Origin of the sequence: Microbispora sitophila (assembly GCF_014892245.1) — a bacterium.
Classification (GTDB): Bacteria; Actinomycetota; Actinomycetes; order Streptosporangiales; family Streptosporangiaceae; genus Microbispora; species Microbispora siamensis.
In genome coordinates this window covers 292,555-304,909 of record NZ_JADBGC010000007.1, presented here as the reverse complement: position 1 = coordinate 304,909, position 12,355 = coordinate 292,555, and the positions used below count along the sequence as shown (strand labels likewise).

The window sequence follows — 12,355 nt, the reverse complement described above, 5'->3', positions numbered from 1 at the left end:
GCGGAGGGAGTCGCATGCGCATCGGCGAACTGGCCCGGGAGACCGGAGTGAACCGCCGGCTGCTGCGCTACTACGAGGAGCAGGGCCTGCTCACGCCATCGCGGCTGGCCAACGGTTATCGGGAGTACGCCGAGACGGACGTCGTGGCGGTGCGCCACATCCGCATGCTGCTCGCCGCCGGGCTGCCGACGGCGGTCATCGCCCGGCTGCTGCACTGCATCCACGACGAGGGCGACGTGGCGACGCCGTCCGGCTGCCCGGCACTCGTCGACAGCCTGCGACGCGAGCGTGCTCGCATCACCAAGACGATCGACGAGCTGCGGAACTCCCAGGAGGCGCTGGACGCCATGCTGCACATGGCGCTGCACCAGGCCGCGAACGCGGCGCAGGGCGAGGCCCGGCGCCGGTCACAGCACTATTCGGCGGGCGGCGGCCAGGCGTCGCCCCAGACGACGTCGCGCGCCTCGCGGTAAATCTCGCCCTGCCGCTTGGAGACCGCGCGGTCGGCCAGCCCGTCCTCGGCCGTGCACAGGCGCAGCGTCACCAGCCCCTTGCGCTTGAGGGGATGGCGCAGGATCCGGCTCTCGGCCCGGAGCCACGGCCGGGCCGACGCCGCGACATAGGAGAACTTCTCGTCCTCGAAGCTCAGCGTGCCGTCCTTGACCCGCCGATGCAGGGCGGTGCGGTTGAGGCGCACCGCGAAGTGACACCAGTCCTGGTCCGGGCGGATCGGGCACTCGCCGTCGTGCGGGCAGGGCGCGACCACGTGCAGGCCCGACTCCGCCAGCAGCCGCCGGGCCGCCGCGATCCGGGCGTACCCGGCGGGTGTGCCCGGCTCGACGATCACCAGCATGGCCGCGTCCCGGGCCGCTCCACGTGCCAGGGACCCGACCACGTCATCCCGCACGGCGGGCGACAGCTCGCCGAGCACGTAGGACATCGTGACCAGGTCGGCCGCGGGCGCGGGCACGCTCCGGTCGACGACCGCCTGCTGCCAGCGCGCCTCGCGTACGGCCGCCGCTGGGGCGCGACCGGCCAGCCGCCGCCCGAAGGCGATGGCGGAGGGCGACTGCTCCAGGACGGTGACCGTGCGCAGCATCGGCCAGACCGCGCTCGCGGCCCACAGCGCGCTGCCCGTGCCGCCGCCCACGTCCACCTGGGTCTGCGGCGCGAAACCGGGAGCCAGCAGGGCGACCTGGCGCAGCGCCGCGCGCACGGCGCTGTAGGTCGCCGGCATGCGATATCCGGCGTACGCCGCGACCGCGACCTCCGAGTTCAGCGCGGGCACGCTCCGGTCGAAGCCCTCCCGATACTGCCGGATGAGCGTCTGCACGCTTCGCGTCAGCTCGGCCAACGGGAAGCGTCCGAGCGACGCTTCCAGCGCGTCGTCGAGGTCGTCAGGCAGGGTGGACACGGCGTTCATGATGCCCGGCCCCGCTCAGGCTGTCGAAGCGCCGAGCCGTACAGCCACCGTGCAGGAGGCGCCCTCGTGACCGGCCAGCCCGCCGAACGTGAGCGTGAGCCGGGCGCCGGTCTCCGCGTGGTCCAGGAGCCGGTGGCCGCGCGTGAGCCCGGCCACCGGGCGGTCCCACGTCACCGTCAGCCCGTCGAGGGCGCGCCGGGGGTCGGCCACCGTCACCGTGGCCGTGCCGTCGCCGAGGTCGCGTACGAGGATCGCGCACGGATCGGAGGCCGTCAGGCCGCCCGCGCGTCCATCCGTCCAGAAGTTCACCGCGGTGACGCCCCGCGACGGGACCTCGATCCCCTGCTGCGCGGAGGTGTTGGCGAGCACCCGGGCCCAGCCGGGGTCGGCGGCGCGGGCCGCGGTCTCGGCCGGGCCCGCCCCCGGCATGAGGTGGTAGACGTAACCGGCCGCGTCCGGGTCCACGCCGTGGTCGAGCCACAGTGTCGCGTAGGCCCGGGTGACCCCCGCGGCCGTGCGGTTCTCGCGCAGCGTGCGCAGCGGTTGCCCGGCGGGCACGACGTAACCGCCGTGGCCGTCCAGATGAGCCCATCCGGTGTCCACGGTGAGCCGGGCCCCGGTCCTGCGGTTGTCCACGACGGTCTCGACCGGCACGCCGTCGCGGCAGGTGATGCCGGCGCCGAGACAGACCACGGCGTCGTCGAGGAAGAACCACGACGTGAACGCCTCCAGCGTGCTCTCCAGGCCGTACAGGTGCTGGCCCACCGCGGCGTACACGCCGTCGGTCGCGCCGCCCACCCACTCGGCGGGCGTGCGGGTGTCGCCCCACTCGCCGCCCGCGCCGTCCGGCAGCCGCCGGGTGGAGACCGTCGTGCCCGGCAGCCGGTAGGGATCCACGGTGGGCCAGAAGGCGTCGGAGTACTGGTCCCCCCGGCCGGTGGTCCACCAATAGAGCATCCCCGAGCCGGTGTGCCAGCCGCGCAGGTTCTCGCCGTTGCCGTACTCGTAGTGCGCGACGCGGGAGGAGGCCATGCTGACCGCCGCGCACCAGCCGGGCCTGCGGTGCACGGCGCGGGCGCTCATGGGGAACAGGCGGTGCCCGGTGGGCTCGGCGGCGGCCGGGACGGTCGCGTCGCCCAGCACGGCCGACAGGCGCGCGTGGAACGCCAGGTCGCTTCCCTCGGCCGCCCTCTCAGCCACACCGAGCATCCGCTTCGCGGTGTCGCGCACGGCCCAGCCCTTGACCATGGCCCGCCAGCGGGCCCGCTCGGCGTCGGGGGCGGTCTCGGCCAGCAGCAGGACCGCCGCGGCGATCTCCCTGCCCCTCCTGTGGTCGCCGTACGGCCGCCTGTCGATGCCCCGTCCGCGTACGAGGTCCATGCACGCGCCGTCGTGGACGAAGGGCGCGAACGACCGGTCCACGGCGTCGAGGACGGTGCGCGCCGCGGGGTCGGTGATCTCCCACGGCGTGCCGCGCAGCACCGCGAACAGCGTCGCGAGGCCGGTCAGCAGCACCGCGCCGTACCCGCCCTGGTAGGGGACGGAACCATGCTGGATGAACGAGCCGTCGCGGTAGAAGCCGTCGCCCTCGGTGACGTAGGGGAACACCGGGGAGAGCGCGGAGGCCGCGAGCGCGGCACGGGCGGGGTCGGCGCCGGCGATCGCCCGCAGCAGCGTCACCGTGCATAGATCGACCCGGTTCGCCCCGGTGCTGTTGCCCGCGTAGTCGTCCAGACGGCTTTCCGGGACGAAGGTGTCCACCGCCGCGCACAGCGCCGCGACCTGGGTGTCCGTCAGGTGCGGAGCCGCCAGCACGGCCGCGTCGAGCAGCGCCCTGGGCGTCCCGATCTGCCAGTCCCACCAGTTGCCGGTCTGCTCGGCGTCCGCGGCGTACACGTGCCGCACGTAGTGCTCGATGCCCTCGGCCACGGCCGTGCCGAGGCCCGGCTCGGCGGTCAGCCCGGTGCCCGGCAGCGCGTACGCCCGGGCCATCGCCCGCAGCCGGGCCGGCGTGGCGTCGAGCGAGGGGAAGGGCAGGTCGGGCCAGAGCGACCGGCGCGTGGGCGTCATCGCGTCGCGGTGCCGGGCGGCCTCCGCGCCCAGCCACGCCAGCCGGGCCCGGTACGGCTCCCGCTCCGGGTCGAACGTCCCCGGGTAGCCGAGCGTGACCTCCCGCCATCGGCGGCGCAGCAGGGTGAAGGCTCCGGCGTCGGTTCTCTCGCCGGGAGCACAGGCCGCGGTCAGTACGGCGAGGCCGCCGAGCTGGAGAAATAATCGCCGGGAAGGTCCCTTCACGCGTAGATTATCCGCGCGATCCCTGCCTTTCATCGATCTTCCACGCACCATCTATGGGAGCGCTCCCAAATGTCGTACCTTACTTCTGCCCTTGTCACCGGGAAAAGGAGCGCGTCGTGCGACGACTGTTACCCGTGGTGTCGTCCTGTCTGGCCCTGCTGCTGCCGCTGACGGCGACGTCGGCCGCCTCCGCATCCGAGCCCGCCTCGCACGGGCCGGGGACCTGCGCGAAGGGCGGCACGCTGTTCTGCGAGGACTTCCAGTCCCTTCCGGTCGGCGGCGCGGCGAGCCTCGACTGGGGCGTCGACACCAAGCACGGCACGCTCACGGTGGAGCGCGGCGACCGCGGCCAGAAGATGCTGCACGTCCACACCGAGGGCAACGGCCGGGCGTTCCTCAAGGTGGACGACTTCGCCCCGCCCGGCAACGGCTTCTACGGCCGCCTGCGGCTGCGCGTCAAGGCGTTCCCCACCTCTCCCGACTGGGCCCACTACACGCTGGTCGAGGCCACCGGCGCGGGTCCGGAGATCGTCCGGCCGCTCGGGGGCCAGTACGTCCCCACGCTGGGCAAAGACCTGTGGGGCGTCGGCGCGGACGGCGGCCCGACCGGCGACTGGACCAACTGGCGTGAGTCGGCCCCGTCGCGGGCGGACGTGTGGCAGTGCGTCGAGTGGCGGATGGACCCGGCCGACAACACGATCTCGCTCTGGTTCGACGGCGTCGCCAAGCCCGACCTCACCGTGTCCACCCGCGGCCACGGGGGCAACGACGTCGACTTCGTCTTCCCCCGCTTCGACACCGTGAAGATCGGCTGGCAGCTCTACCAGCCGAACCCCTCCCCTGCGGCGTACGACCTGTGGGTGGACGACATCGCCCTGAGCACCCGGCGGGTCGGCTGCGCGTGACGTCTCACGCGGCCTCGGCCCGGCTGTCCCGCGGGCCGGTCAGCAGGCGCAGCGAGCCGACCGCCAGACCGGTGACGAGCACCACGTGGACGACCAGGTGGACGGCCATGAAGTAGGCGGCGAAGACCGGCCCCCGCTGCCGGCGGACGAACCCGACCAGCTCGGGATCGGCGAGGACGAACCCGGCCACAAACACGGCGGGGACGGCGAGCAGAAGGGGGTGGAACAGCCCGAACGGCAGGCTCAGCAGCACCAGCCCCAGCCCGGCCAGGGCGAGCCCGCAGGACAGGATGCCCGCCGGGCTGTTGGCGTGCTCCGGCTTGGCCGCGCCGCGCCGGGTGGTGGTCAGCGCGAGCGGGATCAGCGGCAGGGCCCGCCGCCACTGCTCGCTCAGGATCGGCAGCAGGCGGCTGCCGTCGTCGTGACGGCCCACGACCGTGTCGGTCAGCACGATCCGGCTGCGTACGGCGAGCCTGCTGCTGTATTCGACGTCCTCGCAGTCGCGCAGCCGCTCGTCGAGCCTGCCCACGGCGAGCAGCACGTCGCGGCGGACGGCGGCGAGGGCGAACACGACGCTGTTGACCTCCCCCAGGTGGCGGCGGCGCCAGTGCACCGCGTGGAGGATGCGATACCACTCGACCGGCCCGTCGTCGATGAGCGGCACGGTGTCGTAGACCCCGTGGACGCAGCCGACCTCGGGATCGTGCTCCAGGATCTCCATCGCGTTCGCGACGGCGTCGGGCCGCAACGCCACGTCGGAGTCGAGGAAGAAGATCACGTCGCCCGTGGTGGCGTCGATCCCGGCGTTCCTGGCCGCGGACACACCCCGGTTCTCCGACAGGCGCACGACCCGGCAGCCCAGCTCCTCGGCGATCTGCGCCGAGCCGTCGGTGCTCGCGTCGTCGACCACGACGACCTCGCCGGGCACGCGGGTCTGCGCCAGCACCGACTCCAGGCACAGCCGCAGCGTCCTGGCCGCGTTGTAACACGGCACGACCAGCGAGATCATCGCCTCGTCCCCTCCGCAGAGAGCACCCGCGCGTAGACGCCGAGCGTCTCCTCGGCGGCGCGGCTCCAGCTCAGCGTCTCCCGCACCAGCCGCTCGCCCCGCTCGGCCAGGGCGCGGCGCAGCCCGGGATCGGTCATGACCTCGATCACCCCGTCGGCGATGTCGCGGGGATCGGCCGCCCGCACGAACCGTACGGCGGGCCGCGCGGGGTCGCCGAGGAAGATCCGGGAGAAGCCGTCACCCAGGACGACCGGCCGGGCCAGGGCCATCGCCTCGGTCGCCACCAGCCCGAACGGCTCGAAGAGCGAAGGGAAGACGCAGGCGTCGGCCATCGCGTAGTACTCCAGCAGCGCCTGCCCGTCCACGAAACCGCCGGAGGTCAGCACCCTGCCGTCGAGCCCCGTCTCGGCGACGATCCGCGCGACGCCCGCCTCGTCGCCCTCCCCCACGAGGACCAGACGCAACCCCGGCACGGCGGGCGCGATGTCGCGCATGGCATCGAGCAGCGGGTAGATCCCCTTCTGCCGTTCGAGACGGCCGACGAACAGCAGCACCGGGTCCTCCTCGGCGATGCCGAGCCGGGCGCGCAGGTCCGCCGCGCCGAGGCGCAGCTTGTCGCGGTCGAACGCGGGGTCGGCGACCACCCGCTCGTATGTGCCGCCGAGGCGGACGACGTCGATCGGCGGGCGGTCCCAGCCCGCCTCCAGCAGTTGCTCGCGCACCTCCGGCGTGGCGACCACGACCCGCCGGGAGATCCGCGCCAGCCACCGCTCCAGCGCGGCGAACAGGTTGAGCGGGTCGGTGATGCTGCGCTGGGGGGCGACGCCGTACTCGGTGGTGTGGACGTGGAACACCACCGGGAGCCGCAGCACGTAGTGGCACAGCAGGCCGCACAGGAAGTTCGTCGAGTCGTGCACGGCGACGAGGTCGGGCCGCCGGCCGGGACGCAGCCGCCGCAGGAGCAGGAAGTAACGCCAGTTGCTCACCACGACGGTCAGCGCGAGCAGGAGGAACTCCACGCCGCGCGTGCGGTTGAGCCGCCTGCGGCGGGCGACGGCGCCGAGGAGGCGCCCGCGCGGCCGGTGGACGGTCACGCCCTTCGAACGCTCCCACACCGGCAGGCGGCCGTCGTTCAGCGTGAAGACCGCCATCTCGTGGTCGCGTGCCAGATGCGGCGCGATCAGCTCGGCATACCGGCCGAGCCCGGCCGTGATGTTGGGCGGGAACTGGTTGATGACGTGGGCGATCCTCACCCGCGCACCTCCAATGGGCCGGCCGGCCGGTAGAGCCGGGCGGAGACGGCCGTCACGACGGCCACGAGGACGAGATTGCTCAGGGCGAAGGCCACCAGCCCGCCGGTCAGCCCCTGCCAGGCGATGAGCGCCGCCTGGCAGGCGAGCGCGAGCGGCGTCCCGGCCAGCAGGCAGCCGATGAGCACCTTCGCCCCCCGCACTCCGTCCATGGTCAGGGCGACTTGCTGGAGGTTGAAGACCGTGTGCGCGCCGATCCCCAGCGCCGACAGCGCCATCAGGCCGAGCGAGTACGGATACTCGCCCCCCATGAGCAGGAAGAACACCGTGCTCGCCGCGAACGCGAACACAACGGTCGCCGCGAACACCACCGGGGCGAGCCTGGCGATCCGCCGCATCACGGCGGGCTTGTCCGACGTCGCCAGCGTGGGCAGCAGCACCAGGCCGACGCCGTCGGTGAACACCACGCCGAGCAGCCGTTTGGGGAAGCCGTTGTAGACGGAGTAGACGCCGACGTCGGCCCGGGGCGCCCAGTGGTTGAGGAAGATGACGTCCACCCCGAACACCACCGCCGTGAGTGCGGCGATCGCGGTGACGTACGCGCCGTGCCGGTACAGCGAGCGGGCCAGCGTCCACGACCAGGACCGGGGCACGACCTCGAACCCGGCGACGGAGACCAGGGCGAAGGCCAGGTTGGTGCCGATCAGCGCGACCAGGTAGGGCTCGGCGTCGCGCACGCCGAAGACCAGCAGGCAGCACGCGGCGGCGCCCAGGTAGACGACGGCCACGGCGAGCTTCAGCCCCGCGACGAGGCGGAACCTCTTCAGCCCGCGCAGGAAGCTCTCGGTGAGCTGGTTGAGCGTCATCGACAGCGCCAGCGTCAGCGCGAAGGCGAGCGTGCGGGTGTCCACACCGAGCGCGGCGGTCAGCAGCGGAGCCGCCGTCAGACCGGCGGCGAACACCGCCGCGCCCAGCACGAGCGTGGCCAGCAGCGCCGTCGTCACCAGGGCGGGCCGCGCACCCGGCTCGGCCCGCGGCAACTCCTGGAACATGACGTAGTTGAGGCTCGTCAGCATGCCGACGGTGACGATCAGCGCGATCGACAGGACGACGGTGAAGTGGCCGAACGCGGCGGCGCCGGTGCCCCTGGCGATGACGAGCGTGGTCGCGGCGGCCGTGCCGCTGGCCACGGTGCTCACCAGCGTGGGCCCCGCGGCCCAGCGGTGGGCGGCCAGGAGCCCGGCCGCCCGGTCCGTCAGCGCGCCCACCGCAGGTGCGCCCGCCGGGCGAACTCGAGGTCGTCGGCCGTGTTGACGCCGCGCGCCTCGTCGGGGTCGGTCACCGGCACCACCGTCACCCGCCAGTTCCGCTCAGCCGACAGACTGGGCAGGAACGGCAGGAAGTTCACCTCTCCGGTGCGGGCGCCCAGAGCCGCCTCGTCCAGGTAGCGCGTCCACTCCTCACGCAGCCCTTCGGTGCTCAGGCAGAAGACGCCCACGTCGCTGAGCCCGCCGGGACGGCACTCGTCGCCCTCCCGCGACTGGCGCACCCGCACCAGCGTCCCGTCGTCGTCCAGTTCGTACTCCACGTACGGGTCGGGCATCGGCACCAGCGGGAGCGTGAGGCCCTTCTGGTGCGCCCGGACGACGCGATCGACCGTCACCGGGGACAGGCCCGCCTGGTCGCCCCAGACCACGAGGATCGTGTCGTAGGTCTCCCAGTGCGGCGCGGCGCCGAAGATCGCGCCGCCCATGCCGGTCGGCTCGTCCTGCACGCTCACCGAGACCTCGCCGCCCGCGATCCGTTCCGCCGCCAGCGCGCGGAAGGGCCCCTCTCCCTCCGGGGACATCACGACGTGGACGTGCTCGACGTACGGCCGCAGCCGCTGGTGGAGCACGTGCCACACGGTGACGCCGTCGGCGATCTCCACCATGATCTTGGGGATGCCCAGGCCCAGGCGGGTTCCCCGCCCGGCCGCCGGGATCACCGCGCACAACCGTTCAGCCGGCACCGCCCACCTCCGTGAACAGGAGAGACACGATCTGTTCCAGGTCGCGTACGGCCACCGCCCCGGGAGCGGGCACGTCGGCGTGGACGTGCAGGGTCGCCAGGCCCGCGCCGACCGCCGACGCCACTCCGTGCGCGGAGTCCTCCAGCACCACGGCCGCGCCGGGGTCGAGCCCCCAGTGCTCGCACGCGTACACGTAGAAGGCCGGGTCGGGCTTGCTCGCCGGGACGTCGTCGCTGGTGAGCACGCCCCGGAAGTACGCGCCCAGGGAGCAGACCGCCAGCACCCGCGCGACCGACGCCCGGCTGCCGCTGGTGACGAGGTAGGCGTCGCGCCCCCCGGCGACCAGACGGCCGAGCAGCCGCCGCGCGCCGGGGAACACGGCCACCGCACCGGCCCGCTCGCGATACAGCCGCTGCTTCAGCCGGGCCAGCCGGTCCGCCTCCCCGGTGTCGCCCAGCAGGCGCACCGCCACCTCGTGGGTGCTCGCGCCCGCGTGGTCGGCGTAGCGGAAGGACGCGAGCCGATCGGGCGCGACCTCGGCGATGGCCTGCCGGAAGGCCGCCTCGTGGGCCGGGCAGGAGTCCACGAGCGTGCCGTCGAGGTCGAAGAGCCAGACGCGGCGGGCACACGCCTCCGCCAGAAGCGCCGTCATCGAGCCCGCACCAAGGCCGCCTCGTCCCTGATGGCGAGCAGGGCCTCGGCCGTGCGCTCCGGGTGGTGCACGCCAAGGCAGCCAGGGCGTTCCAGGTCGGCGGTGATCCACCGGGCCCCCGCCCACTCGCCCCGGTCGAGCACGCCGTACGGCACCGCCGGGGCGTCCGGCGCGGACACCGAACCTGCACGTGCGGGCCGATGGCTCAGCACGTGGGTCACCAGCCGCCGCGCGTTGCGGGGGTCGCCGAGGTAGGCCAGCGTGCGGTCCACCAGGTCGGGCGCGCTCAGCCCCCGGATGTCGTGGTCGCCCCGGATGTTGACGACGAACACCTTGGCCGCCGCCCGGCTCCGCGCGATCGCGTCCGCCACGCCGGGCGTGAGATAGCTGGGCAGGAGCGAGGAGTGCGGGGTGCCGGGGCCGTAGACGATGAGGTCGGCGTCGCGGATCGCCTCCAGCGTCCGCGGGTTCGGCGTCACCTCGGCGCGCTCGCGGCCCAGGACCTCCCTGGTCCACGCGGGCGGCAGCGCCTCCAGTTCGGCCCGCCGCCGCGCGCCGAGCGGCTCACGCAGCAGGAACAGGTCGGTGATCACTCCGGGGCCCTGCGGCGCGACGATGTCGGCCTCGTCGGCCAGCAGGCTGCCGTCCCGCCTGAGCGCGGTCAGGAAGGCGTTCTCCCCGTTGGTCACGTTGAGCAGCCGTACGGGCGAGCCGAACGTGCGGGCGCAGGCATCGACGGCGGCGTTGAAGTCCCGGCCGAGCCGCAGGTAGGCCCCGGCGAACACGAGGTTGCCGAGCGCGCAGTCGGCGAGGTCGAGCCCGTGCGGGTACGCGGCGAGCCGCCGGGCGAACACGCGCAGGTCCGCCGTGACGACCTCGCGGGCCGCCTCCGGCAGCGCGGCGAACGTGCCGCACCGCGTGGCGATCGCTTCGACGACGGCGGCGAGCCCGGCGGGCGTCGTCCCACCCGGCAGACGGTGTTCGAGTACGGTCACCAGCGCGGCCCGCGCCGGATCGGCGGGGTCGAGGTGGAGCAGAAGGTTCTTGCGGAAGTCCGACGGCCCGAGCATCCCGGGCAGATAGCGCCGCAGCGCGCCGGTGGACAGGCCGTTGTCGTAGCCGTTGACGACCAGCGACAGGGCGACGCCCGGGGTGCCCAGCATGCCCCTCGCGATGCCGGCCGCCCCGCGCCCGCCGCTGAACATCGTCACCGCGACGTTCATCGGATCTCCTCACGAGCGGCCGGCCGGCGCAGGACGCCCCGCCGCAGCAGCCAGTGGCGGTAGCCGAGATAGGCGACGAACAGGGCCCGGTCGCGGGCGCCGCGCCAGTAGCGCCAGCCGCGCCTGCCGCCGCCGCGCTCCCGGTGCTCGATCGGGACCTCCACCCACGCGTGGCCCATCTCGGCGACCCGCGCGGTGATCTCGGTCGAGCAGTTCATCCCGCCCGACTCCAGCGGCAACGACCGGAAGAGCGGACCGTGCACCACCTTGAAGATCGAGTTGAAGTCGCGGTAGCGCGTGCGGTGGAGCAGGTTGCTGACCGCGCCACTGGCCGCCGACCCCCACCGGTACGCCACGCCGTCGGCCTTCCTGATCCGGGCGCCGGAGAACGCCAGGGCCTCCCCCGCCTGGACGCGTGGCAGGACGCGGTCGAGGTTGGCGATCGGGAACTGGCCGTCCGAATCGAGCAGCACCACCCAGTCGAGCCGGGTATGGGCGATCGCGGCGGCGATGGCCGCGCCCGCGCCGCGGTTGCGTTCGAAGGTGACGACCACGAGCCGCGGGCACCGGGCGCGCAGGCCGGCCAGGATCTCGCCGGTCGCATCAGCGCTCCCGTCGTCGCAGACGACGATCTCCCAGTCACCCACGGCCGGGGTGTTCTCCAGGTAGTCCTGCCATTCGCCCACCACCGCCGCGATGGTGTCCGCCTCGTTGTACGCGGGCGCGGCCACGGAGATGTTCACGGCGACGCTCACGGGTCACCCGCCCCCAGCAGGCGGCCGATCCAGCGGTCGAGGGGAAGCAGGTTGACCCCGGCGATGATCGGGACGTGCGCGAGCGCGAACACGATCGTCGCGCCGAACGAGATCGGCCCCCCGGTGAACAGGTTGATGTGCGGCGCGTCGATGACCTCGGGGATCTCGACCGGGTTGACGACGAACCACATGAGGTCGAGGAAGCCGGAGAACACGATGAGGACCCCACTCATCATGATCTTCAGGCAGCGGCCCGGGGTGCCCCCGCCGATGCGGTAGGCGGCCGCGACTGTGAGCACGATGCCCGGATAGAGCAGCAGATAGAGGTGCGTGTAGAAGCTGTCGCCCTGGGCCCGCGCGCCGTCGCCATAGTAGAACCAGCTGATCCGCGGGATGAGATAACCGGTGAAGAAGACGAACGGGACGTAGAGCAGCCAGTTCAGCCGCGGCGACACCCAGGGGAAGACCGCGATCGCCACGCACAGGCAGGCGAACGCGACCAGCTTGGCCACCAGTTCCCAGGGCGAGCCGATCTCCCTGGCGTGCGGCGTGGCGAGCCACACGAAGACGAAGCCGAGCGCCCCGACGGCCAGGGCCATCCACCACAGATGGGGCGCCCAGGGGCGGGAACCGGCGCGGACGACGTCCGCCGGAACATTTCCGTCGAGATGCGGCCGGGACGGAGGACTTTTGCCGAATGCCGTCATGAAGACGCGGCACCTTCCTTCCAACGTGCCCTTCGGGCAGGCGTGCCGGATGGCGCTGCGGAGAATGCAGCCGGAGGCGCGGGAGCGCTCCCACGCATTATGTCACTCCCATTCGGAAATGCGTC

12 protein-coding genes are annotated in these 12,355 nt (G+C 73.2%); 2 read left to right on the top strand and 10 right to left on the bottom strand.

Annotated elements, in window-relative coordinates:
- The first annotated feature begins 14 nt into the window (after positions 1 to 14).
- Positions 15 to 473 carry a MerR family transcriptional regulator gene (locus tag IL992_RS15485; protein WP_193204036.1) on the top strand — a complete coding sequence of 153 codons (459 nt, stop codon included), beginning with the start codon at positions 15 to 17 and terminating at the stop codon, positions 471 to 473.
- Here the strand turns inward: IL992_RS15485 and IL992_RS15480 are convergent.
- On the bottom strand, positions 416 to 1,414 hold the full coding sequence (locus IL992_RS15480; protein WP_319018561.1) for a small ribosomal subunit Rsm22 family protein: 999 nt from the start codon (positions 1,412 to 1,414) through the stop codon (positions 416 to 418). The genes IL992_RS15485 and IL992_RS15480 overlap by 58 nt on opposite strands.
- Before the next feature lie 24 nt (positions 1,415 to 1,438).
- Complete coding sequence (locus IL992_RS15475) at positions 1,439 to 3,718, bottom strand: polysaccharide lyase 8 family protein (protein WP_319018560.1); 2,280 nt, start codon at positions 3,716 to 3,718, stop codon at positions 1,439 to 1,441.
- Positions 3,719 to 3,834: 116 nt separating this feature from the next.
- Between IL992_RS15475 and IL992_RS15470 the strand changes: the two genes are divergently transcribed.
- On the top strand, positions 3,835 to 4,623 hold the full coding sequence (locus IL992_RS15470; protein ID WP_193204033.1) for a hypothetical protein: 789 nt from the start codon (positions 3,835 to 3,837) through the stop codon (positions 4,621 to 4,623).
- Positions 4,624 to 4,627: 4 nt separating this feature from the next.
- Here IL992_RS15470 and IL992_RS15465 read toward each other — a convergent pair whose 3' ends face one another.
- The 8 genes from IL992_RS15465 to IL992_RS15430 are packed head-to-tail and all read right to left on the bottom strand — an operon-like array spanning position 4,628 to position 12,230.
- Positions 4,628 to 5,632, bottom strand: coding sequence for a glycosyltransferase family 2 protein (locus tag IL992_RS15465; protein WP_193204032.1), 1,005 nt, complete (start codon positions 5,630 to 5,632; stop codon positions 4,628 to 4,630).
- Complete coding sequence (locus IL992_RS48365) at positions 5,629 to 6,885, bottom strand: glycosyltransferase family 4 protein (RefSeq protein ID WP_193204031.1); 1,257 nt, start codon at positions 6,883 to 6,885, stop codon at positions 5,629 to 5,631. Before IL992_RS48365 ends, IL992_RS15465 begins: the two co-directional genes overlap by 4 nt.
- Positions 6,882 to 8,150: a lipopolysaccharide biosynthesis protein gene (locus tag IL992_RS15455; protein ID WP_193204030.1), complete on the bottom strand. Its 1,269-nt coding sequence runs from the start codon at positions 8,148 to 8,150 to the stop codon at positions 6,882 to 6,884. The genes IL992_RS48365 and IL992_RS15455 overlap by 4 nt, the downstream gene beginning before the upstream one ends.
- A complete protein-coding gene (locus tag IL992_RS15450; RefSeq protein ID WP_319018559.1) occupies positions 8,138 to 8,893 on the bottom strand; it encodes a nucleotidyltransferase family protein in 756 nt (251 codons plus the stop codon). The genes IL992_RS15455 and IL992_RS15450 overlap by 13 nt, the downstream gene beginning before the upstream one ends.
- A complete protein-coding gene (locus tag IL992_RS15445; RefSeq protein ID WP_193204029.1) occupies positions 8,883 to 9,545 on the bottom strand; it encodes an HAD family hydrolase in 663 nt (220 codons plus the stop codon). Before IL992_RS15445 ends, IL992_RS15450 begins: the two co-directional genes overlap by 11 nt.
- The gene (locus tag IL992_RS15440) at positions 9,542 to 10,768 is read right to left on the bottom strand and encodes a 2-phospho-L-lactate transferase CofD family protein (protein ID WP_193204028.1); all 1,227 of its coding nucleotides are present in this window, start codon (positions 10,766 to 10,768) and stop codon (positions 9,542 to 9,544) included. Before IL992_RS15440 ends, IL992_RS15445 begins: the two co-directional genes overlap by 4 nt.
- Positions 10,765 to 11,523 (bottom strand): glycosyltransferase family 2 protein, encoded by a 759-nt coding sequence (locus tag IL992_RS15435; protein ID WP_193204027.1) that lies wholly within the window; start codon positions 11,521 to 11,523, stop codon positions 10,765 to 10,767. Before IL992_RS15435 ends, IL992_RS15440 begins: the two co-directional genes overlap by 4 nt.
- Complete coding sequence (locus tag IL992_RS15430; RefSeq protein ID WP_226872970.1) at positions 11,520 to 12,230, bottom strand: hypothetical protein; 711 nt, start codon at positions 12,228 to 12,230, stop codon at positions 11,520 to 11,522. Before IL992_RS15430 ends, IL992_RS15435 begins: the two co-directional genes overlap by 4 nt.
- Between the last annotated feature and the right edge of the window lie 125 nt (positions 12,231 to 12,355).